Consider the following 20,537-nt stretch of genomic DNA (forward strand, 5'->3'; position numbering starts at 1 on the left):
GGCCGCCTGCCCTGTCGGCCCTCTCCCCATAGGAGTTCGGTTCCATGAAGGACGCCTTCGGCATCCCCCAGTCCCTGCTCGTCCTCGGCGGCACGTCCGAGATCGGGCTCGCCACCGCACGCCGGCTGATCGCCCGCCGCACCCGCACGGTGTGGCTCGCGGGCCGTCCCTCACCCGGCCTGGAATCGGCCGCGTCCGGACTGCGCGAACTCGGCGCGGACGTCCGTACCGTCGACTTCGACGCGCTCGACCCCGACGCCCACGAGGCGGCCCTCGGCAAGGTCTTCGCCGAGGGCGACATCGACATGGTGCTGCTCGCGTTCGGCGTCCTGGGCGACCAGTCGCACGACGAGAACGAGCCCGGCGCCGCGGTACGGGTCGCCCAGACCAACTACACGGGCGCCGTGTCGTCGGGCCTGGTGTGCGCACGGGCGCTCCAGACGCAGGGCCACGGCTCCCTGGTGGTGCTCTCCTCGGTGGCGGGCGAGCGGGCCCGCCGCGCCAACTTCATCTACGGCTCCAGCAAGGCGGGCCTCGACGCGTTCACCCAGGGCCTGGGGGACGCGCTGTTCGGCACGGGCGTCCACGTGATGGTCGTACGCCCCGGCTTCGTCCGCTCCAGGATGACGGAGGGCCTGGAGGAGGCCCCGCTGGCGACAACCCCCGAGGCGGTCGCCACAGCCATCGAAACGGGCCTGCGCCGCCGCTCGGAGACGGTATGGGTACCGGGGGCGCTGAGGCTGGTCATGTCGGCACTGCGACACGTCCCACGGGGGGTGTTCCGCCGCCTGCCGCTGTAGGGGGCGGGGCATCGTGGGGGCTGCGCCCCGGTGGGGGTGCCCCTTCAGGGGCACCGGTTCAGGGTCGCGGGTTCAGGAGCGCCCCTGAAGGGGCGCGGGGAACTGCGCGGCCAACCACGACGGACCCGCGGGCGAGAACCCGGCCAAAACCCCCACCCACCCCAGGGGCGCGGGGAACTGCGCGACAAGCCACGACGAACCCGCAGACGAGAACCGAACCTCAGGCCCCCGCCCCGCCCCCCAAGCGCCCCGTCAGCACGCCGGAAGCGGCCCCCGCTCAACATGATTCGCCTGCGGCGGCACGACGGCGCCTCCGAAGACGTAGTCGCGCAGCCTGCGCCACACGCCGTCGGCCCCCTGCTCGTAGAGCGCGAACCCCGTGCACGGCCACTGCGCCTCGTACTCCGCCAGTTCCTCGAAGGCACGATCCATCGCCGCGTCGTCGATGCCGTGCGCCACCGTCACATGCGGGTGGTACGGGAACTGCAGCTCGCGCGCCACGGGCCCGGACGCGTCCCGGACCTGCTTCTGCAGCCAGGTGCAGGCCTCGGCTCCCTCGACCACCTGCACGAACACGACCGGGGACAGCGGACGGAACGTTCCGGTGCCGTTCAGCCGCATCGAGAAGGGCCGGCCGGCCGCCGCGACCTCCACGAGATGCGTCTCGATCGCGGGCAGCGCCGCCCGGTCGACCTCGGTCGGCGGCAGCAGTGTGACGTGGGTGGGAATGCCGGAAGCCGCGGGGTCGCCGAAGCCCTCGCGCCGCTCCTGGAGCAGGCTGCCGTGTGGCTCCGGGACCGCGATCGACACACCGATCGTTACGGTCCCCACGTCGTCTCCTGTCGTTGTGCCGGTGTTCTGTCGCACCGTGTCCGCGTTCCGGTCGGGCGAGGGTCGCCGCCGGTTCGGCTATCGACTGTACGGCGGTGCGGGCCCGTTCCGGATGTCGTGCCGGTGTTGTCCTGGTCTCGTCCAGGCGATCAGTGCTTGGCGGGCAGGAAGCCCACCTTGTCGTACGCCTGGGAGAGCGTCTCCGCCGCGACCGCGCGAGCCTTCTCCGCTCCCTTGGCCAGGATCGAGTCGAGCGTCTCCGGGTCGTCCAGATACTGCTGGGTGCGCTCCCGGAAGGGCGTCACGAAGTCGACCATGACCTCAGCCAGGTCCGTCTTCAGCGCACCGTAGCCCTTGCCGACGTACTTCTGCTCCAGTTCCGCGATACCGGTGCCGGTGAGCGTGGAGTAGATGGTCAGCAGATTGCTGACGCCCGGCTTCTCCACCGGGTCGAACCTGATCACCGTGTCCGTGTCCGTGACCGCGCTCTTGACCTTCTTCGCGGTGGCCTTCGGCTCGTCGAGGAGGTTGATGAGGCCCTTCGGCGTGGACGCCGACTTGCTCATCTTGATCGTCGGGTCCTGAAGATCGAAGATCTTCGCCGTCTCCTTGAGGATGTACGGCTTCGGAACCGTGAACGTCTGCCCAAGACGGCTGTTGAACCGCTCGGCGAGGTCACGTGTCAGCTCGATGTGCTGGCGCTGGTCCTCGCCCACGGGTACCTCGTTGGCCTGGTACAGCAGGATGTCCGCGACCTGGAGGATCGGGTACGTGAAGAGGCCGACGGAGGCGCGGTCCGCGCCCTGCTTGGCGGACTTGTCCTTGAACTGGGTCATGCGGGAGGCCTCGCCGAAGCCGGTGAGGCAGTTCATGATCCACGCGAGCTGGGCGTGCTCGGGGACATGGCTCTGGACGAAGAGTGTGCAGCGCTCGGGGTCGAGCCCGGCGGCCAGCAGCTGGGCGGCGGCGAGCCGGGTGTTCGCACGCAGGTCCGCGGGGTCCTGCGGAAGGGTGATCGCATGCAGGTCCACGACCATGTAGAAGGCGTCGTGGGACTCTTGCAGGGCCACCCACTGGCGGACGGCGCCGAGGTAGTTGCCGAGGTGGAACGAGCCTGCGGTGGGCTGGATTCCGGAGAGCACACGCAAATCAGGCTGCGGCGCGGAGCGCCCCGTTTGAGGGCGGGGGTGGGAGACGGGCGGGCGGTCAGAAGCCATGCTCACCATTCTCTCAGGTGTCGGGGCCCACTCCGGAACTGGTCGGAAACAGGTGGGAACCGATCTGTCTCCGGCGGTGTAACAAGAGTGTGGGGACGAGCTTGGGGACGGGTGCGCAGGAGCGTGAGGGGGGCCGCATCGTCGATGAGGACGCGGTCATCGCACGGGTGCGCGCCGGAGAGCCGGAGGCGTACGCGCAGCTGGTGCGCGCCCATACGGGCCTCGCGCTCAGGGCCGCCGCGGCGCTGGGCGCGGGGGCGGACGCGGAGGACGTGGTGCAGCAGGCCTTCTTCAAGGCCTACAGCTCCCTGGGGCGTTTTCGGGACGGCGCGGCGTTCAGACCGTGGCTGCTCTCGATCGTCGCCAATGAGACGAGGAACACAGTGCGGACGGCGGTGCGGCAGCGGTCTCTGGCCGGCCGCGAGGCCGCGCTCGTGGAGGCGGAGCCGCTGATACCGGAATCGGCGGACCCGGCGGCCGCCGCGCTGGAGACCGAGCGCAGGACGGCGCTGCTGACCGCCCTGGAGAGCCTCGGCGAGGAGCACCGCCTGGTCGTCACCTACCGCTATCTGCTGGAGATGGACGAGTCGGAGACGGCCCAGGCCCTGGGCTGGCCGCGCGGGACGGTGAAATCCCGGCTCAACCGCGCCCTGCGAAAGCTGAGCAGACTCCTCCCGGACTTCGAACCACACCGGGAACGGCCCGTGACGAGAAGAAACGAGAGGAGAGGAGGTGATGAGCATGAGTGAGCGGTACGAGGACGGGGGCGGCGAGGCCTCCGGTGACGGGGGGCGGCATGGGCAGGGGCATGGGCATGGGCGGCGCGACGGGTTCGGGAATCGGCCCGGGCTTGAGCGCGAGCGGGTCTCGCGGCTGACGGAGGAGCTGCGGGCGCTCGGGCGGTCGATGGACCGGCCCGGGGGCCCCGACGGCGAGTCGATGGTCGAGCGGGTGCTGGAGCAGATACTCGCCGAGCGGGTGCCGACCCCGGTGGCCGAGCCGCCGGCGCCAGCCGAGCGGCTGCGGATGCTGCGCCGCTGGGTGCGGGCGCGGGGGCGCGTACTGACCGCGGGGCTGTGCGGTCTGCTGACGGTCCTCGTGCTCACGCCTCCGGTACGGGCCGAGGTCGTCGACTGGTTCGACTTCGGCGGGGTCGAGGTGCGGCACGACCCTTCGGTGAAGCCGTCGCCGGGCGCCGAGGTGCCCGGCTGCGGAGGCCCCTCCCTCACACTCGCCGAGGCCGGACGGCGGGCCGGGTTCGCACCCCGCACGCCGCCCGCCCTCGGGCCTCCGGACGCGGTGACGGTGACCCGTGAGCCCAGGGAGCGGTTCCTGATGAGCCTGTGCTGGCGCGAGCGGGGGCACACGGTCCGGCTCGACGAGTATCCGGCGTCGCTGAGCCCCGGTTTCGCGAAGGTCGTGCCGGAGCCGCCGGAGTACGTCCCGCTGGACGAGGCCGCGGAGTTCGCCGGCGGCCGGGCGCTGTGGTTCTCCGAGCCGCATCTTCTGCGGCTCTGGCTGGTGGACTCGGACGGCGACTTCACCCGCTCCGTCCGGACCGCCGGACCCACGCTGCTGTGGACGCACCGGGGCGACACGACGCTCCGGCTGGAGGGCGTGGCGTCCAAGACACGGGCGGTGGAGATCGCGAGGTCGTTGGAACAGGCGCGGGCGGGGGCGCGGGAGTAGGGGACGGTGCGGGAGTACCGGCCAGTGCGGGAGTACCGGCCGGTGCGTGAGTAGGGGCCGGTGCGGTGGCGGATTTTTTTGGTGGCCGCGGAGTGGGAACCCCGGCGGGTCGGGCGGTGTACCAGAAGTGACGGGCGGTCGCGGACGGACCGGGACCGTCGTGGGCGGACCGCGCCGGGTGTGCGGGGCGCACGCGGGCGCCAGGGAAACGGCGAAACGGGGAGGGACAGCGATGCGAGGAGGGGTGGGGATGCAAGGAGAAATGGGCGCAGGGTGGCCTCGACAGGAGCCGAGCGATGGCTGAGGTGGGGGCCCGGCCGGGAGCGGGGGTTGTTGCCGGCGCCACGTTCGGCGGGTTCGGCGTGTTCACGGCGCTCGCCGCTGTCGCCGTGGCCGCCGTGGTCACCGTCGCCGCCGCGCTCGCCCTGGTCGTCGGGTTCGGGGCGGCTCGGGCTCACGCGGCGGTCCCGGGTCCGGACCGCGGCTCGCCGAATCTCGCGGTCGTCGTGGCGGGCGACGGTACGGGGCAGACCACGAGCGTGAGTTCCGGGGAGCCGGACTTCGCACGGCTCTGGCAGTTGACGGGACCGACGGCCACCGGCACGGAGAAGGTCCCGCAGGACTGGCTCGAAGGCCGTTTCCCTGCCGTGCGGGCCACGGTCATCTGGGGGACGACCGGAGTGGGCGGCTGGCCGGAGACGGACAGCGCGCCCGGGGGCGACATCTTCATGGGCCGCCAGGACCAGGTGTTCCTCGCGAAGGACGGCACGCCCTGGATCCGGTCCGACCCGGCACTCGACGTGAACGACGACGACATCCGCTGGCACCGGGCGCCGCGGTCGGTCTACGACCAGGTGCAGCGAAGGGAGTTGTTCGGTTCCGGACCCGTCGTGGGCGATGGGTCGCGCTCCGGGGACCGGGCGTGGTGGGCGGCGCCGGGGCTCTCGTCGGGCCTGGCCGCGGGACTCGTTCTCGGCTCGGGCGGCACTCTGCTGATACGCCGCGCGGCGGCCGGGCGTGAGCCGGGGCCGCCGCGGGAGTCACGACAGGAACTGATCGACTTGTGAGACGACCGGCCGGGGCCGGGGTGGCCGGGAACTCAGCCGAGGTCGATCTCCGGGTACAGCGGGAAGCCGGTGAGGAGGTCGGTCGCACGGTGGGAGATCTCGTCCGCGATCTTCGGGTCGAGGACGTGCTGGGCCTTGGAAGGGGTGCCCTTCTTGGTGGTGCCCGGTTCCGTGGTGGTCAGGACGCGGTCGATGAGGCCGGCGATCTCGTCCATCTCGGTGGCCCCGAGGCCCCGGGTGGTCAGCGCGGGCGTGCCGATCCGGATGCCCGAGGTGTACCAGGCGCCGTTCGGGTCGGCGGGGATCGCGTTGCGGTTGGTGACGATGCCCGAGTCGAGCAGGGCCGACTCGGCCTGGCGGCCGGTGAGGCCGTAGGAGGAGGCGACATCGATGAGGTTGAGGTGATTGTCCGTGCCGCCGGTGACCAGCGTGGCACCGCGCCGCATCAGGCCCTCGGCGAGGGAGCGGGCGTTGTCGACGACGGCCTGGGCGTAGTCGCGGAACTCGGGGCGGCGTGCCTCGGCGAGTGCGACCGCCTTGGCGGCCATGACGTGCGGAAGGGGGCCGCCGAGGACCATCGGGCAGCCGCGGTCGACCTGGTCGGCGAGCGACGAGTCGCACAGGACCATGCCGCCGCGCGGGCCGCGCAGCGACTTGTGGGTGGTCGTGGTGACGATCTGGGCGTGCGGCACCGGGTCGAAGTCCCCGGTGAGGACCTTGCCGGCGACGAGGCCGGCGAAGTGCGCCATGTCGACCATGAGCGTGGCACCGACCTCGTCGGCGATCTCGCGCATGATCCGGAAGTTCACGAGACGGGGGTAGGCGGAGTAGCCGGCGACGATGATCATCGGCTTGAACTCGCGGGCCGTGGCACGCAGGGCCTCGTAGTCGATGAGGCCGGTGGTGGGGTCGGTGCCGTAGGAGCGCTGGTCGAACATCTTGCCGGAGATGTTCGGGCGGAAGCCGTGGGTGAGGTGGCCGCCGGCGTCCAGGGACATACCGAGCATGCGCTGGTTGCCGAAGGCCTGGCGCAGTTCGGCCCAGTCGGCCTCGGAGAGGTCGTTGACGTTGCGGACGCCGGCCCTCTCCAGGGCGGGGGCCTCGACGCGCTGGGCGAGGACGGCCCAGAAGGCGACGAGGTTGGCGTCGATGCCGGAGTGCGGCTGGGCGTAGGCGTGCTCGGCGCCGAAGAGCTCGCGGGCGTGCTCGGCGGCGAGGGCCTCGACGGTGTCCACGTTGCGACAGCCGGCGTAGAAGCGGCGGCCGACGGTGCCTTCCGCGTACTTGTCGCTGAACCAGTTGCCCATCGCGAGGAGGGTGGCCGGGGAGGCGTAGTTCTCGGAGGCGATCAGTTTGAGCATCTCGCGCTGGTCGGCGACCTCCTGCCCGATGGCGTCGGCGATCCGGGGTTCGACGGCACGGATCACTTCGAGGGCACTGCGGAAGGCGGTGGATTCGGTGGAAAGGGGCTCTGGCATGACGGCCTCCGGACGTGGCGTTCGGCGTTCACGGTTCGGCCCAGGCGCACGGCACACGGTTCCCGGGCCGCTCCCCGATGGTCGATCCCATCCCAGCGCGCCAGTCACGGCCCGTGGATCAGCGTACCGGGAGGGCCCGCGGGAGAGGGCCCGCCGTCCACCATGCGAGCGACGGCGGGGTCCGGTCGGGAGCGGGCCCCGCCGTGGGTCGGCCGGGCCCTGCCGTGGGTCACAGGATCACGTGCGGCAGGAAGCGCGCGTATTCGTCCGTCACCAGGCCGGACGATTCGCGGATGCCGAGGCCGGCCGATTCGTGTCCGACGACCCAGGCGCCGAGGACGACCCGGTTGCCGTCGAAGGACGGCAGGGGCGCCAGCTCCTGGTAGCAGCAGGCCTCCTCGCGGACGGCGGCGGGGCCGGAGCCCGGTTCGTGGATGGTGACGCCGGCGCCCTCGCGGCCGAGGAGGGGCTTGGCCACGTATCCGCTGGTGCCGGCCAGTTCGCGGGGGCCGTCGAGATAGGCGGGGAGGAGGTTCGGGTGGTCCGGGTAGAGCTCCCAGAGGATCGCGAGGAGGGCTTTGTTGCTGAGGAGCATCTTCCAGGCGGGTTCGATCCACATCGTCGTGCCGGTGCCGCCGCCGTTGTCGAGGGTGGCGAGGACGTGCGGGGCGAAGCGGTCGGTGGTGAGCCATTCCCAGGGATAGAGCTTGAAGCAGCTGCGGATGAACCGGAGCTGCTTGTCGACGAAGCGTCCGGAGAGGCGGTCCCAGCCGATCTCCTCCATCGCGATCCAGGCGGTGTCGAGGCCGGCCTGTTCCGCGGTCTCCTTCAGATAGCCGACCGTCATGAGGTCCTCGCCGAGTTCGTCGGCGGCGGAGTGCGCGAAGTAGAGGGGGCTGCCGGGCGGGAGGAGGGAGGCCTGCTTCCGCCAGGCTTCGACGAGCCGTTCGTGGAGGGAGTTCCACTGGTCGGCGCCGGGGAAGCGTTCCTCCATCCAGAACCACTGGGGGCTCGCGGCCTCGACGAGCGAGGTCGGGGTGTCGGCGTTGTACTCCAGGAGCTTCGCCGGTCCCGTGCCGTCGTAGCGGAGGTCGAAACGCCCGTACAGGGAGGGGAGTTCGGCGCGGCGGCGCCAGGCCTCGGCGACCGGTTCCGCCACGCGCGGGTCGGTGATCCCGAGGTCGGCGAGGCGGTTCTCGGTGACGATGTGCTCGGCCGCGGCCAGGCACATCGTGTGGAGTTCCTCGACGACCTCTTCCAGGGCCTCGACCTCGGGCAGGGAGAAGACGTAGTGGGCGGACTCGTCCCAGTAGGGGCGCAGGGAGTCGTCCGGGTAGCGGGTGAGGGGGTAGATGAGGCCCTGCTCCTCGACCGTTCGCTGCCAGCCGGGGCGGGGTTCGATGGTTCGGCGTTCCACAGTCGTGTGTCCGTAGATCTGTCAGTAGTCCGTAGATCCGTCGGTGCGTTCCGTGTCCCGGTCAGCCGCCGCCGCTGCCGGAGCCCGAGCAGCCGAAGCCGTCCCGGTCGACGGCCTCGCTGCGGCTGAAGGTGCCGTCCTCGGCGCGGCCTGCGGAGACGTCGGCGTCGTAGTACCAGGCGGCGTCGACCTTGCCGCTCCCGTTCGTCCCGCGTTTCCTGCCCGACGAGGTGGAGCCGGAGCCGGACGCGCAGTTCTTGTCGACGACGACCTTGTAGCCGCCCGCGTAGTCGTAGCTGTCGCGGTCCACGCAGCGGCGGTCGGGATCGGAACCGCACGAGGTGAGGGCTGTCGCGAGGATGCCCATGCCACCGAGTACGACCGTGCTGGACCGTAGTCTTCTGCGCTGCTCCGCCATGTCTCTCCCCCGTCCGGCCCGTTCTTCGGGCTCATCAGTCCGACAGCGTAAAGATCACGCGCCCCGGTTGTACAAGCGGCTACCCCAACTCTCCCTCCTCTAATGTCACTTTGTGCTCTTTGGAATGCTGTGTGCCCTTGGTGCGTCGGTGTGCTTCGGGACGGCGACGGTGTTGCAGGCGATCGCCGCGAGGGCGGCCGGGCCGGGCACGGAGCCCTCCGAGACGGCTTCCGGGGTGGACGCCGCGCTGTTCCTGCGGGCCGTGCGGGAGTGGCGGTATCTCGCCGGGCTCGCGCTCGACGGGGTCGGGTTCGTGCTGCAGATCGCGGCCCTGCGGTCGCTGCCGATCTACACGGTCGGGGCGGCGCTCGCCGCGAGTCTCGCGGTGACGGCGGTGGTGGCGGCCTGGCTCCTGGGGGTGCGGCTGAGCGGGATCGAGTGGGGCGCGGTCGCGGTGGTGTGCGCGGGGCTCGCGATGCTCGGGCTGGCGTCCGGCGAGGAGGGGGACAGGGCCGGTTCGACGGCGCTCAAGTACGCGATGCTGGGCACCGCCTTCGCGGTCCTGCTCGTCGGGGCGCTCGCCGGGCGGTTGCCCGGGCGGGGGCGGGCGCTCGCGCTCGGCCTGGGTGCCGGGTTCGGCTTCGGGGTGGTCGAGGTGTCGGTCCGGCTCATCGACGGCCTCACCCCCTCGGTGCTCCTCACCGGTCCGGCGGTGTACGCGCTGCTGCTGGGCGGGGGCGCCGCGTTCCTGTTGCTCACCTCGGCGCTCCAGCGCGGCTCGGTGACGACGGCCACGGCGGGGCTGGTCGTCGGCGAGACCGTCGGGCCGGCCGTGGTGGGCGTGGTCTGGCTGGGCGACCGCACCCGCGAGGGTCTGGCCTGGCTGGCCGTCCTCGGTTTCGCGGTGGCGGTGGCGGGCGCGCTGGCGCTGGCGCGCTTCGGGGAGGCTCCGGCGGACGACGGGGCGAGGGCGGAACCGGGCACTCTTTAGCCCCCTGGGTCCCGGCGGGGCTAGGGCAGCGCGCCGCACAGGGTTTCCAGGGCTCCGGGCCAGCCGCTGTCCGACGGGGTTCCGTAGCCGACGACCAGGGCGTCCGTCGGAGGGGGCGTGGCGGCCGGGTGGCGGTAGCTGGTCAGGCCGTGGACGGCCAGGCCGTGCCAGGCCGCCGCGCGGACCACCGACTGCTCGGTGCCGGGCGGGAGCCGCAGCACGGCGTGGAAGCCGGCCGCGATACCGGTGGCGGTGACCGACGGGGCGCGGGCCGCCAGGGCCGCGACGAGCTGATCGCGGCGGCGCCGGTAACGGAGACGGGAGGCGCGTACATGACGGTCGTACGCGCCCGAGGTGATGAACTCCGCCAGGGTCAGCTGGTCCAGGACCCCGCACGACCAGTCCACGGCGCCCTTCGCCGCCATGACCTCGGGCGCCACGTCCGGCGGCAGGACCAGCCAGCCGAGGCGCAGGCCGGGCGCGAGCGCCTTGCTGGCGGTGCCGAAATACACCACGCGGTCCGGGTCGAGGCCCTGGAGCGCGCCCACGGGCTGGCGGTCGTAGCGGAACTCGCCGTCGTAGTCGTCCTCCAGGATCAGCCCGCCCGTGCGCCGCGCCCAGTCGACGGCGGCGGCACGGCGGTCGGGGCGCAGCGGCACACCCATGGGGAACTGGTGGGCGGGCGTGAGCAGCACCCCGCCCGGGGAGCCGCTCCCGCCTTCGGCCAAGTCGTCGGTGCGCGTGCCCAGTTCGTCGAACGGGAGCGGCACCGACGCCAGCCCCGCCCGTTCGATCAGGTCCCAGTGCACGTCGAGGCCGTACGACTCCACCGCGAGGGTCCGTGCGCCCCGGCGCCGCAGCACCTCTCCGAGCAGCATCAGCCCGTGGACGAAACCCGAGCAGACGAGGATGTGGTCGGGGTCGGCGCGTACGCCGCGGGCGCGGGCGAGGTAGCCGGCGAGGGCGGTGCGCAGTTCGACCCGGCCGCGCGGATCCCCGTAACCGAGGGCGTCGTTCGGTGCCGCCGTGAAGGCCCGGCGGTAGGCCCTGAGCCACTCGGCGCGCGGGAAGGAGGCGAGGTCCGGGGTGCCGGGCACCAGGTCGTACGCGGGTCCCTGGCGTGAGCGGGGCCTGCGCGCGGGAGAGGCCGGGACCGGCACGTCCCGCTGTGCCACGCGCGTGCCCGAGCCCTGGCGTGCGGTGAGCCAGCCCTCGGCGACGAGGTCGGCGTACGCGTCGGCGACCGTGTTGCGGGCCATGCCGAGGTCGGTGGCGAGGGAGCGTGAGGACGGCAGTCGGGTGCCCGGTGCGAGCCGTCCGCCCCGCACCGCCTCCCGCAGTGCGTCCGTGAGGCCTCTGCGCAGGCCGGAGCCGGTACGCGCCACGTCGACATGCAGGTCCACTCCGAAAGTGGCCCAAGATCCAGCCATGGAAATGGACCATACTCCTGGGCTGGTTCACTCGTAGGGTCGACGGTATGACGACGACACAGAGCACCACCGCCCCCGAGGAGAGCCCCCGGCTCCAGTGGGCCAAGTTCGCCCCCGAGGTCTACAAGGCCATGGTCAAGCTGGACGCGGCGGCCCGGCGGGGCGTCGACCCCGTGCTGCTGGAACTGGTGAAGATCCGCACCTCGCAGCTCAACCACTGCGCGTTCTGCCTCGACATGCACACGAAGGACGCGTTCGCGGCGGGTGAGAGCGTGGAGCGGATCGTGCAGCTCAGTGCCTGGGAGGAGTCCCGGCACTTCTATACGGAGAAGGAGCTTGCGGCGCTCGCGCTGACGGAGGCGGTGACGGTTCTGACGGACGGGTTCGTGCCGGACGAGGTGTTCGAGGTCGCGGCGCGGCACTTCGACGAGACGGAGCTGTCGCAGTTGCTTGCGTCGATCACGGTGATGAACGCGTGGAATCGGTTCGGGGTGACCTGTCGTCTTGTGCCGGGGCACTACACGGCCGGTCAGTACAAGTGACGACCGTCTTCTCGGACGGGTCCACGTGATCGCTTCGGCTGCGGGCCGGTGGGGGTTGCCCGCGCAGTTCCCCGCGCCCCTAAAAGATTGCGCAGTTCCCCGCGCCCCCATGGGGCGCGGGGAACTGCGCAATCTTTTCGCTTTGAGCGGCACGGGGCAGCGGCGGCCGGCCCGGTCTTTCAGGGGCGCGGGGAACTGCGCGGCACGCCCCCACCGGGCCGCAGACGACGGGTGAACGTCAAACACCCTGCCCCAGCCACGTCCTCCACGTGCGTTCGTGACCCCGTACCCACTTCTTCGCCGCCTCCTCCGGAGACAGTTTCTGGTCCGCGATCAGGAGGGAGACCTCGTTCTGGTCCTCGGTCGTCCACTTGAACTTCTTCAGGAACGCGGCGGCCCCGCCCCCCGACTTCGCGAAGTCCGCGTTGAGGTACTTGCGGAGCGGCGTGTGCGGATACGCGCAGGCGACCGCGTCCGGATCCGCGTCGCAGCCCTCCTTGTACGCGGGCAGTTTCACCTCCGTCATCGGCACCTTCTCGAAGAGCCACTGCGGCGAGTACCAGTACGTGAGAAACGGCTTCTTCTCCTTGGCGAACTGCCGCATCTGCGTGATCTGCGCCGCCTCCGAACCGGCGAACACCACCTGGAAGTCGAGGTCCAGGTTCTTCACCAGCGCCTTGTCGTTCGTGACGTAGGAGGGTGAGCCGTCGAGCAACTGCCCCTTGCCGCCGCTCTCGGCGGTGCGCAACCGGTCGGCGTACTTGTTCAGGTTCTTCCAGTTCGTCACGTCGGGGTGCTGCTTCGCGAAGTACGTCGGTACGAACCAGCCGATGTGCCCGGTGACGCCGAGACCGCCGCCGTCGACGATCGTCTTCTTGTCCTCGACGTACCGCTGTTCCTGCTCGGGGTGGCCCCAGTCCTCCAGGATCGCGTCGACGCGGCCCTGGCTGAGCGCGTCCCACGCGGGCACCTCGTCGACCTGGACGGTGTCGACGCGATAGCCGAGTTCGTGCTCCAGCAGGTACTGCGCGACGGCCACGTTGGCCTGCGCGCCGACCCAGGACTGCGTGGAGAGGGTCACGGTTTTCGCGCCCTGCGCGTTGGCGAAGGGCGAGGACTGCTTGGTCATGTCGGCGGCTCCGCAGCCGGTCGTCAGCACCAGCAAGGAGCAGCCGACCGCGAGCACCCCGGTCGTACGTGTCACACGTGTACGCATCTCAGGCTCCCTTCTTCGTACGGCGCCGCGTCGGTTGCGTGACCCGGTCGAGCATCAGGCCGAGGCAGACGATCGCCGCGCCGGCCACCAGACCCGTGGCCAGGTCGCCCTGGGCAAGCCCGAACACGACGTCGTAACCGAGCGCGCCGCCGCCGACCAGGCCGCCGATGATGACGACGGCGAGGACGAGGACGACGCCCTGGTTCACGGCGAGCAGCAGGGCGGGGCGGGCCAGCGGCAGCTGGACCTGGCGCAGTTGCTGCCAGCCGGTCGCGCCCATGGAGCGCGAGGACTCCATGGCCGCCGGGTCCACGTTGCGCAGGCCCTGCGTGGTGATGCGGACGACGGCGGGCAGGGCGTAGACGACCGCGGCGGCGACCGCGGGGGCACGGCCGACGCCGAAGAGCGCCACGACGGGTATGAGGTAGACGAACTGCGGCATCGTCTGGAAGACGTCGAGGACGGGGCGCAGGAGGCGTTCGCAGCGCTCGCTGCGGGCCGCCGCGACGGCCGTGCCGAAGCCGAGAACCAGCGTGACCGCGACCGCCGCGAGGACCTGCGAGAGCGTGTCGAGGGACGGCTGCCACACGCCGAGCACTCCGATCGCGGCCATCGCGAGGACGGCGGTCAGGGCGGTGCGCCAGGTGCCGATCAGCCAGGCGAGCGCGGCGACGGTCAGCAGGACCGCCCACCAGGGCAGCCACTGGAGGCCGTCGCGCACCGGGTTGAGGACGCCGGTGGTGAAGTGGGCCGCCCAGTCGGCGGTGCCGCCCACGTAGGGGACGCCGGAGTAGAGGTGGGCGGTCATCCAGTCGACGGCGCGGTTCACCGGCTCGGCGATGTCCACGATCCATGTCTCGGGCCAGTCGAGCCGGCCGGCCAGACGCCCGGCGACCGCGACGGCCACCGCGGCGACGGCGGCCAGCGCCCAGCCGCGCCGGCCGGTCCAGAGGGAGCCGGTCCCTTCGGACCCCTCCCCCGCCGAAGCCGCCGAGCCCGCCGATCCCTCCGATCCCGCCGCTCCGGTCACCCGGTCCAGGACGACCGCGAGCAGCACGATCGGGATACCGGCGGCGAGCGCGGCGCCCACGTCGACCGAGGCGAGTGCCTGGTAGACGCGGTCGCCGAGGCCGCCCGCGCCGATGACGGACGCGATGACGGCCATCGACAGGGCCATCATGATGGTCTGGTTGAGTCCGAGCAGGAGTTCCTTGCGGGCGAGCGGCAGCCGGGCCGTGAACAGCCGCTGCCGTGCGGTGGTGCCCAGGGACTCGACGGCCTCCATCACCCCGGCGTCGGCGCCGCGCAGCCCGAGGGCGGTGAGGCGGGCCATGGGCGGGGCCGCGTACACGACGGTGGCGAGCACCGCGGCCGGGACGCCGATGCCGAAGACGAGGACGACCGGCAGGAGGTACGCGAAGGCCGGGAGCACCTGCATGGTGTCGAGGACGGGCCGCAGGGCGCGGTACGTGCGGTCGGAGAGTCCGGCGGCGAGGCCCAGCAGCGCGCCCAGGGCGACGGACGCGAGGACCGCGACCACCATGAGCGCGAGGGTCTGCATGGTGGGCACCCACATACCGAGCAGCCCGCAGGTCAGGACCGCGGCGGCCGTGCCGAGCGCGAGCCGTACCCCGGCGACCCGCCAGGCGACCAGGGCCGCCGCGGCCGTGACGCCCGCCCAGCCCGCGGCGAGCAGGACGAGGTAGACGGCGCGTACGGCGAGGACGACCGCGTTCGAGACGTGCCCGAAGAAGTAGAGGAACAGCGGGTGGCTGTCGCGGTTGTCGATGATCCAGGTGCTGGCCCTGCCGAGGGGTTCGGTGAGGTCGACGGTGAGGGCGCCCGGCCAACTGCCGCTCGCCCAGCGGGAGTCGGCGAGCGGGACGAGGACGGCCGCGGCGACGGCGAGCAGGAGGAGCTTGCCGACGGCCGGGCGCCGGAGGACGCCGAGGAAGCCGGGCAGGGCCGTACGGGGAGCGGGCGCGGTGGCAGTGGCCATCAGGCCACCCCTTCGCGAGCCAGCCCGGCGGACCCGGCCGAACCGGCGGACCCGGCCGACCCCGCCGACCCGTTGGCCGTCCCCGCCACCACCTCCAGCAGCGCGTCCGAGTCCACGACTCCGAGGCAGCGCCCCTGGTCGACCACGCGGGCGGTCTGTCCGGAGCGCGCGACCGCCTCGATGGCCTGCGAGACCGTGGCCTCCGGCGACAGCGCCGGACCCTCGCCGGCCTCCTGCGCCGACGCGGCCCGCATGGCTCTGCGGACCGTCATGACCTGCTCGCGCGGCACGTCCCGGACGAACTCGCGTACGTAGTCGTCGGCCGGCGAGCCCACGATCTCCTCGGGCGTGCCCAGCTGGACGATACGGCCGTCGCGCATGAGGGCGATCCGGTCGCCCAGGCGCAGCGCCTCGTTCAGGTCGTGCGTGATGAACACCATCGTGCGGCCCTCCTCGCCGTGCAACCGGATCACCTCCTCCTGCATGTCTCGTCGAATCATCGGATCGAGAGCACTGAACGGTTCATCGAAGAGCAGGACCTCGGGATCCACCGCCAGCGCCCGCGCGAGACCCACCCGCTGCTGCTGGCCGCCGGAGAGCTGACCGGGCCTGCGCTGCTCCATGCCTTCGAGGCCGACCTTGGCGACGACCTCCTGCGCCTTCGCCCGCCGTTCGCGCTTCGGCACGCCCTGGACCTCAAGCCCGTACGCGACGTTGTCGAGGACGGAGCGGTGCGGGAGCAGGCCGAAGTGCTGGAAGACCATGGCGGCACGGTGGCGGCGCAGGGCGCGCAGCCGCGCCCGGTCCATCGCGCGCACGTCCTCGCCGTCGATGGCGATCGTGCCGGCGGTCGGCTCGATGAGCCGGGTCAGACAGCGGACGAGAGTCGACTTGCCCGAGCCGGACAGGCCCATGACGACGAAGACCTCGCCCTTGCGCACATCGAAGCTCACATCCCGTACGGCGGCCGTGCAGCCGGTGCGGGAGCGGAGTTCGGCGGCGGAGAGTGCGGCGAGTTCGGGGTCGGCGGGGACCCGGTCGGCCTTGGGGCCGAAGACCTTCCACAGGCCGTCGACGGAGAAGACGGGCTCGGCACCCTTGGCGTCCTCGGCACCCGCGCGCTCGGCGGCGGCTTCCTGAACAGTGGTCGTCGTACTCATCACGCACCGCCTCCCAGCAGGTCCACGCACTTCTCGCCGACCATGAGGACCCCGATCATCGGGTTCACGGCGGGCATGGTCGGAAAGACGGACGCGTCGGCGATCCGGAGGCCGTCGAGGCCGCGGACCCGCAGTTCGGGGTTCACGACGGCGAGTCGGTCGTCGGCCGCGCCCATCCGGCAGGTGCCCGCCGGGTGGTACACGGTGTGGGCGACCTTGCGCGCGTACTCGCCCAGTTCCTCGTCGCCGGTGACGTCGGGGCCGGGGCACACCTCGCGGGTGAGCCAGTGCGCGAGCGGTTCGCTCTTCGCGATCTCGCGGGCGATCTTGATGCCGTCGACGAGGGTGCGGCCGTCGTAGTCGTCCTCGTCCGTGAAGTAGCGGAAGTCGAGGGCGGGCTTCTGGGCCGGGTCGGCGCTGGTCAGGTAGAGCCGGCCGCGGCTGCGCGGCTTGGGGATGTTGGGGGTCATCGAGACGCCGTGCGCGGGGCGTTCGTAGCCGAGGCGCTCCGGATTGTCCGTGAACGGGATCTGGTAGAAGTGGAACATCAGGTCGGGGCCCGCCCGTTCGGGGTCCCGCCGGACGAACAGGCCCGCGTCGGAGTCCATCGCGGAGTTCTCGGGGATCGGCCCGTCCGTCTCCCAGACGATGACCGACTCGGGGTGGTCGAGCAGGTTCTCGCCGACGCCCGGCAGGTCGTGGGCCACGGGTATGCCGAGCTGTTCGAGGTCCGCGCGCGGCCCGACGCCGGAGTGCAGCAGCAGCCGGGGCGAGTCGACGGCGCCGGCGCACAGCAGGACCTCCCGACGGGCCCGTACGAGGAGTTCGTCGCCGTCCTTCGTCGTCACGTGGACCCCGCGGGCCCGGGTGCCGTCCAGCTCCAGCTTGTTCGCCCAGGTCTCCAGATACAGGTGGAGGTTGGGCCGCTCGTCCATGAAGGGGTGCAGATAGGCGACGGACGCGCTGGAGCGCTTGTTGGTCTCCGGGTGGTACGCGAGGTCGAAGAAGCCGACGCCCTCGGTGAACGGCTTCTTGTTGAAGCCCTCCACGCGCGGCACGCCGAGCGTCGACTGCGCCGCGTCCACGAAGTCGCGGGCGATGGCGTTCCGGTCCTTCTCGTCGACCGGCACGATGTTGTTGCGCAGCCGCGGGAAGTACGCCTCCATCGGGACCGAACCCCAGCCCTCGGCGCCCGCCGCCTCCCACTCGTCCCAGTCGGACGGCAGCGGCTTGAACGCGATGAGGGTGTTGTGCGAGGAGCAGCCGCCGAGGACCCGGGCGCGGCTGTGCCGGATGTGCGAGTTGCCGCGCGGCTGCTCGGTCGTCGGGTAGTCGTAGTCCAGCTCGCCGCCGAGCAGGCCCATCCAGCGGCGCAGGGTCAGGACGTCGTCCCGGTCCACGTCGCTGGGGCCGCCCTCGATGACGGCGACGGTGACCTCGGGGTTCTCGGTGAGACGGGAGGCGATGACGGATCCCGCGGTGCCGCCGCCGATGACGACGTAGTCGTACGTGTGCTCGTGCTCGGGCTCATACGTGTGCGTGTACGTGCTGTCGGGCTCGCGCTTGTTTTCGGGCATGCGGTGGCGCTCCAGGGGGCCTTGTGAGGTGGGGGGGCGGCGTGAGGGCCGTTGAAGAGGTGCCGGGCGTCAGCCCGCGAACCAGCGGACCGGCTTCGGCGCGAGGTTCTGGTAGACGTGCTTCGTCTCGCGGTACTCGGCGAGCCCCGCGGGACCCAGCTCGCGGCCGACGCCGCTCTTGCCGAAGCCGCCCCACTCCGCCTGCGGGAGGTAGGGGTGGAAGTCGTTGATCCAGACGGTGCCGTGCCGCAGCCGTCCTGCCACGCGCCGGGCGCGCCCCGCGTCGGCGGTCCAGACGCCTCCCGCGAGTCCGTACTCCGTGTCGTTGGCGAGCGCCACGGCCTCGTCCTCCGTACGGAAGGTCTCCACCGTCAGGACGGGCCCGAAGACCTCCTCCCGTACGACGCGCATCTCGCGGTGGCACTGGTCGAGGACGGTCGGCTCGTAGAAGTAGCCGGTCGCGGGGAGCCGGTCGGAGGGGTCGGGGCGGGCGCCGCCGGTCCGCAGCACCGCGCCCTCGGCCAGGGCGGCGGCCACGTACCCCTCGGTCTTCTCGCGCTGTTCGGCGGAGACGAGCGGGCCGCACTCGACGCCCTCCTCGGTGCCGCGGCCGAGCCGGATCAGCTCGGCGCGGCGCACCAGTTCGGCGACGAACCGGTCGCGGACCGACTCCTCGATGATCAGCCGGGAGCCCGCCGAGCAGACCTGGCCGCTGTGGATGAACGCGGCGTTCAGGGCCTGGTCGACGGCGGTGTCGAAGCCCTCCTCGGTGGCGCAGGAGTCGGCGAAGACGACGTTGGGGTTCTTGCCGCCGAGTTCGAGGGCGACCTTCTTCACGGTGAGGGCGGCGGCCTGCGCGACCTTCGTACCGCTGGCGAGGCCGCCGGTGAAGGAGACGAGGTCGACGCCGGGGTGCTCGGCGAGCCGGGCGCCGACGCTGTGTCCGGGGCCGGTGACGAGGTTGGCCACTCCGGCGGGCAGCCCGGCCTCGACGAGCAGTTCGATGAGGGCGACGGTGGTCAGCGGGGTGATCTCGCTGGGTTTGAGGACGAAGGTGTTCCCCGCGGCGAGGGCCGGAGCCACCTTCCAGCTGGCCTGCAGCAGCGGGTAGTTCCAGGGCGTGATCATCGCGCAGACGCCGACGGGCTCGTGCACGACGACGCTGTGGATGTCGTCCGAACCGGCGTCGACGACCCGGCCGCCGCCCTCTGCGACGACGAGATCGGCGAAGTACCGGAAGGCGTCGGCGACGCAGTCGATGTCGACCCGCCCCTCCTCCAGCGTCTTGCCCGCGTCCCGGCTCTCCAGGAGCCCGAGCTTCTCGCGGTCGCGGACGAGGAGGTCGGCGACGCGGCGCAGGAGGGCGGCCCGCTCGGTGACGGGCGTGCGGGGCCACTGTCCGTGGTCGAAGGCGTGCCGGGCGGCCTCGACGGCGGCGTCCGTGTCGGGCACCCCGCCCTCGGCGACCTGGGCGAACGGCTTCGCGTCCGCCGGGTCGAGGATGTCCCGTAGGGCTCCCGAGGCGGCCGCGCGCCACTCGCCGTCCACGTGAATCGTCTGCTGCGCCTGGTGTCCCGACATGATCCGGTGCTGCCTTCCGTTCCTGTTCCGTGCCCGTCACTCTCGGGGCCGGGTGCACCTGCCCCTCGGCCCGGATGTCATGCGCGCCCTGTCTCCGAAGTGCGCGGGGTCACTGACAAGCCGCCCGAAACATGGACACCCTCATCGTTCTTTGACTAAAGTCAAAGATTATGGAGCCGGTATCAGCGCCCGTCCCCGGACCCGGGGTGTCCGCGGCCCACGTGACCGCCCTGCGTAGCTTCAACCGCTACTTCACGCGCCGGATCGGTGTGCTCGACGACCACTACCTCGGGCAGGACCGGCCCCTCGGCGAGGCCCGGCTGCTGTACGAGATCGGAGCCGGCGCGTCCCTGCGGGAGCTGCGGACCCGGCTCGGCCTCGACGCCGGCTACCTGAGCCGGATGGTGCGCGCGCTGGAGAAACAGGGGCTCGTACGGGTCACCGTGCACCCGGCGGACAGCAGACTGCGCCTCGCGGAGCCGACCCCGGCCGGGCGGGCGGAGCTGGCGGAGCAGAACCGCCGCGCGGACGACCTCGCCGAGGGGCTGCTGCGCGGGCTGACCGAGACCCAGCGGGGCCGGCTGACCGAGGCGGTCGCGGTCACCGAGCGGCTGCTGCGGCTGGCCGCGATCACGGTACGGCCCGTCGGGGCGGCCTCGCCCGACGCCCGCGCCTGCCTCGCCGCCTACGCCGCCGAACTCGACGGACGGTTCCCCGAGGGGTACGCCGCCACCGACCTCGTACCGCCGGAGCGGATCGCCGCGCTCCTCGTCGCGTACGAGGAGGAACGTGCCGTCGGCTGCGGGGCGCTGTGCGCGCTCGACGCGGGGACGGCCGAGATCCGGCATCTGTGGGTGCACCCGCAGGCGCGCGGGCTGGGCCTCGGACACCGGCTGCTGACGGGGCTGGAGCAGGTGGCGGCCGAGCGCGGCCATCGCGTCGTACGCCTGGACACGCACAAGGTGCTCAAGGAGGCGGCGGCGATGTACCGGAGCGGCGGATACACCGAGATCCCGGCGTACGACGACAACCCGCACGCCGGGTACTGGTTCGAGAAGCCGCTCACCCCTGTCGGCGAGGGGCCCGGAACGCACTGATCCCCGGGCGGGCGCCCGGGGATCAGT

General features: G+C 72.0%; 18 protein-coding genes and 1 riboswitch. Of the genes, 7 read left to right on the forward strand and 11 right to left on the reverse strand.

Annotated features, from left to right (window positions below; genetic code table 11):
* Positions 1-44: 44 nt before the first annotated feature.
* Entirely contained in the window at positions 45-800 is a 756-nt protein-coding gene (locus tag J8N05_RS01755; RefSeq protein WP_210880728.1) for a decaprenylphospho-beta-D-erythro-pentofuranosid-2-ulose 2-reductase, read from the forward strand.
* Between the two features lie 252 nt (positions 801-1,052).
* Here the strand turns inward: J8N05_RS01755 and J8N05_RS01760 are convergent, their stop codons facing one another.
* Positions 1,053-1,631, reverse strand: coding sequence for a 2'-5' RNA ligase family protein (locus J8N05_RS01760; RefSeq protein ID WP_210880729.1), 579 nt, complete (start codon positions 1,629-1,631; stop codon positions 1,053-1,055).
* 149 nt (positions 1,632-1,780) lie between these two features.
* The gene (gene trpS, locus J8N05_RS01765) at positions 1,781-2,773 is read right to left on the reverse strand and encodes a tryptophan--tRNA ligase (RefSeq protein WP_210880730.1); all 993 of its coding nucleotides are present in this window, start codon (positions 2,771-2,773) and stop codon (positions 1,781-1,783) included.
* 176 nt (positions 2,774-2,949) lie between these two features.
* Here trpS and J8N05_RS01770 point away from each other — a divergent pair, with 176 nt between their 5' ends.
* The 3 genes from J8N05_RS01770 (at position 2,950) to J8N05_RS01780 (ending at position 5,604) form a co-directional block, all read left to right on the forward strand.
* On the forward strand, positions 2,950-3,597 hold the full coding sequence (locus tag J8N05_RS01770) for an RNA polymerase sigma factor (RefSeq protein WP_247706650.1): 648 nt from the start codon (positions 2,950-2,952) through the stop codon (positions 3,595-3,597).
* A complete protein-coding gene (locus J8N05_RS01775; protein WP_407699961.1) occupies positions 3,590-4,537 on the forward strand; it encodes a hypothetical protein in 948 nt (315 codons plus the stop codon). Before J8N05_RS01770 ends, J8N05_RS01775 begins: the two co-directional genes overlap by 8 nt.
* 296 nt (positions 4,538-4,833) lie before the next feature.
* Positions 4,834-5,604 (forward strand): hypothetical protein, encoded by a 771-nt coding sequence (locus J8N05_RS01780; protein WP_308286783.1) that lies wholly within the window; start codon positions 4,834-4,836, stop codon positions 5,602-5,604.
* 32 nt (positions 5,605-5,636) lie between these two features.
* Here J8N05_RS01780 and J8N05_RS01785 read toward each other — a convergent pair whose 3' ends face one another.
* The 3 genes from J8N05_RS01785 to J8N05_RS01795 all read right to left on the reverse strand — a co-directional run bounded on the left by J8N05_RS01785 (position 5,637) and on the right by J8N05_RS01795 (position 8,917).
* Complete coding sequence (locus J8N05_RS01785) at positions 5,637-7,082, reverse strand: glycine hydroxymethyltransferase (protein ID WP_210880732.1); 1,446 nt, start codon at positions 7,080-7,082, stop codon at positions 5,637-5,639.
* Positions 7,083-7,113: 31 nt separating this feature from the next.
* Positions 7,114-7,200, reverse strand: a riboswitch (ZMP/ZTP riboswitch).
* Positions 7,201-7,311: 111 nt separating this feature from the next.
* Positions 7,312-8,499 (reverse strand): glutathionylspermidine synthase family protein, encoded by a 1,188-nt coding sequence (locus J8N05_RS01790; RefSeq protein ID WP_210880733.1) that lies wholly within the window; start codon positions 8,497-8,499, stop codon positions 7,312-7,314.
* Between the two features lie 61 nt (positions 8,500-8,560).
* Complete coding sequence (locus J8N05_RS01795; RefSeq protein ID WP_210880734.1) at positions 8,561-8,917, reverse strand: hypothetical protein; 357 nt, start codon at positions 8,915-8,917, stop codon at positions 8,561-8,563.
* Between the two features lie 124 nt (positions 8,918-9,041).
* On the opposite strand from J8N05_RS01795, the gene J8N05_RS01800 reads away from it, so the two are divergent.
* Positions 9,042-9,908, forward strand: a complete 867-nt coding sequence (locus J8N05_RS01800; RefSeq protein ID WP_210880735.1) for a DMT family protein — start codon at positions 9,042-9,044, stop codon at positions 9,906-9,908.
* Positions 9,909-9,928: 20 nt separating this feature from the next.
* Here J8N05_RS01800 and pdxR read toward each other — a convergent pair whose 3' ends face one another.
* Positions 9,929-11,338, reverse strand: a complete 1,410-nt coding sequence (gene pdxR, locus J8N05_RS01805) for a MocR-like pyridoxine biosynthesis transcription factor PdxR (RefSeq protein ID WP_210880736.1) — start codon at positions 11,336-11,338, stop codon at positions 9,929-9,931.
* Positions 11,339-11,385: 47 nt separating this feature from the next.
* Between pdxR and J8N05_RS01810 the strand changes: the two genes are divergently transcribed.
* The gene (locus J8N05_RS01810) at positions 11,386-11,880 is read left to right on the forward strand and encodes a carboxymuconolactone decarboxylase family protein (RefSeq protein ID WP_210880737.1); all 495 of its coding nucleotides are present in this window, start codon (positions 11,386-11,388) and stop codon (positions 11,878-11,880) included.
* A 238-nt stretch (positions 11,881-12,118) separates the two neighbouring features.
* On the opposite strand, the gene J8N05_RS01815 is transcribed toward J8N05_RS01810, so the two are convergent.
* From J8N05_RS01815 to J8N05_RS01835, 5 genes are all read right to left on the reverse strand, one after another.
* The gene (locus J8N05_RS01815) at positions 12,119-13,096 is read right to left on the reverse strand and encodes an ABC transporter substrate-binding protein (RefSeq protein ID WP_210880738.1); all 978 of its coding nucleotides are present in this window, start codon (positions 13,094-13,096) and stop codon (positions 12,119-12,121) included.
* Between the two features lies 1 nt (position 13,097).
* Positions 13,098-15,095 carry an ABC transporter permease gene (locus J8N05_RS01820; RefSeq protein ID WP_210880739.1) on the reverse strand — a complete coding sequence of 666 codons (1,998 nt, stop codon included), beginning with the start codon at positions 15,093-15,095 and terminating at the stop codon, positions 13,098-13,100.
* Positions 15,095-16,255: a quaternary amine ABC transporter ATP-binding protein gene (locus J8N05_RS01825; protein ID WP_210880740.1), complete on the reverse strand. Its 1,161-nt coding sequence runs from the start codon at positions 16,253-16,255 to the stop codon at positions 15,095-15,097. Before J8N05_RS01825 ends, J8N05_RS01820 begins: the two co-directional genes overlap by 1 nt.
* Positions 16,255-17,832: a GMC family oxidoreductase gene (locus J8N05_RS01830; protein WP_247706112.1), complete on the reverse strand. Its 1,578-nt coding sequence runs from the start codon at positions 17,830-17,832 to the stop codon at positions 16,255-16,257. The genes J8N05_RS01825 and J8N05_RS01830 overlap by 1 nt, the downstream gene beginning before the upstream one ends.
* Before the next feature lie 69 nt (positions 17,833-17,901).
* The gene (locus J8N05_RS01835; RefSeq protein ID WP_210880741.1) at positions 17,902-19,413 is read right to left on the reverse strand and encodes an aldehyde dehydrogenase family protein; all 1,512 of its coding nucleotides are present in this window, start codon (positions 19,411-19,413) and stop codon (positions 17,902-17,904) included.
* Between the two features lie 170 nt (positions 19,414-19,583).
* Here J8N05_RS01835 and J8N05_RS01840 point away from each other — a divergent pair, with 170 nt between their 5' ends.
* Positions 19,584-20,510 carry a bifunctional helix-turn-helix transcriptional regulator/GNAT family N-acetyltransferase gene (locus J8N05_RS01840; protein ID WP_210880742.1) on the forward strand — a complete coding sequence of 309 codons (927 nt, stop codon included), beginning with the start codon at positions 19,584-19,586 and terminating at the stop codon, positions 20,508-20,510.
* Positions 20,511-20,537 lie beyond the last annotated feature (27 nt).

Source organism: Streptomyces liliiviolaceus (assembly GCF_018070025.1).
In the GTDB taxonomy this organism is placed as follows: Bacteria; Actinomycetota; Actinomycetes; order Streptomycetales; family Streptomycetaceae; genus Streptomyces; species Streptomyces liliiviolaceus.

Excerpts from the sequence above, each read along its gene's own strand:
- J8N05_RS01755 (WP_210880728.1), top strand. The coding sequence starts at position 45 with ATGAAGGACGCCTTCGGCATCCCCCAGTCCCTGCTCGTCCTCGGCGGC.
- J8N05_RS01775 (WP_407699961.1), top strand. The coding sequence starts at position 3,590 with ATGAGTGAGCGGTACGAGGACGGGGGCGGCGAGGCCTCCGGTGACGGG.
- J8N05_RS01780 (WP_308286783.1), top strand. The coding sequence starts at position 4,834 with ATGGCTGAGGTGGGGGCCCGGCCGGGAGCGGGGGTTGTTGCCGGCGCC.
- J8N05_RS01785 (WP_210880732.1), bottom strand. The coding sequence starts at position 7,082 with ATGCCAGAGCCCCTTTCCACCGAATCCACCGCCTTCCGCAGTGCCCTC.
- J8N05_RS01795 (WP_210880734.1), bottom strand. The coding sequence starts at position 8,917 with ATGGCGGAGCAGCGCAGAAGACTACGGTCCAGCACGGTCGTACTCGGT.
- J8N05_RS01800 (WP_210880735.1), top strand. The coding sequence starts at position 9,042 with ATGCTGTGTGCCCTTGGTGCGTCGGTGTGCTTCGGGACGGCGACGGTG.
- pdxR (WP_210880736.1), bottom strand. The coding sequence starts at position 11,338 with ATGGCTGGATCTTGGGCCACTTTCGGAGTGGACCTGCATGTCGACGTG.
- J8N05_RS01810 (WP_210880737.1), top strand. The coding sequence starts at position 11,386 with ATGACGACGACACAGAGCACCACCGCCCCCGAGGAGAGCCCCCGGCTC.
- J8N05_RS01815 (WP_210880738.1), bottom strand. The coding sequence starts at position 13,096 with ATGCGTACACGTGTGACACGTACGACCGGGGTGCTCGCGGTCGGCTGC.
- J8N05_RS01820 (WP_210880739.1), bottom strand. The coding sequence starts at position 15,095 with ATGGCCACTGCCACCGCGCCCGCTCCCCGTACGGCCCTGCCCGGCTTC.
- J8N05_RS01825 (WP_210880740.1), bottom strand. The coding sequence starts at position 16,255 with ATGAGTACGACGACCACTGTTCAGGAAGCCGCCGCCGAGCGCGCGGGT.
- J8N05_RS01830 (WP_247706112.1), bottom strand. The coding sequence starts at position 17,832 with ATGCCCGAAAACAAGCGCGAGCCCGACAGCACGTACACGCACACGTAT.
- J8N05_RS01835 (WP_210880741.1), bottom strand. The coding sequence starts at position 19,413 with ATGTCGGGACACCAGGCGCAGCAGACGATTCACGTGGACGGCGAGTGG.
- J8N05_RS01840 (WP_210880742.1), top strand. The coding sequence starts at position 19,584 with ATGGAGCCGGTATCAGCGCCCGTCCCCGGACCCGGGGTGTCCGCGGCC.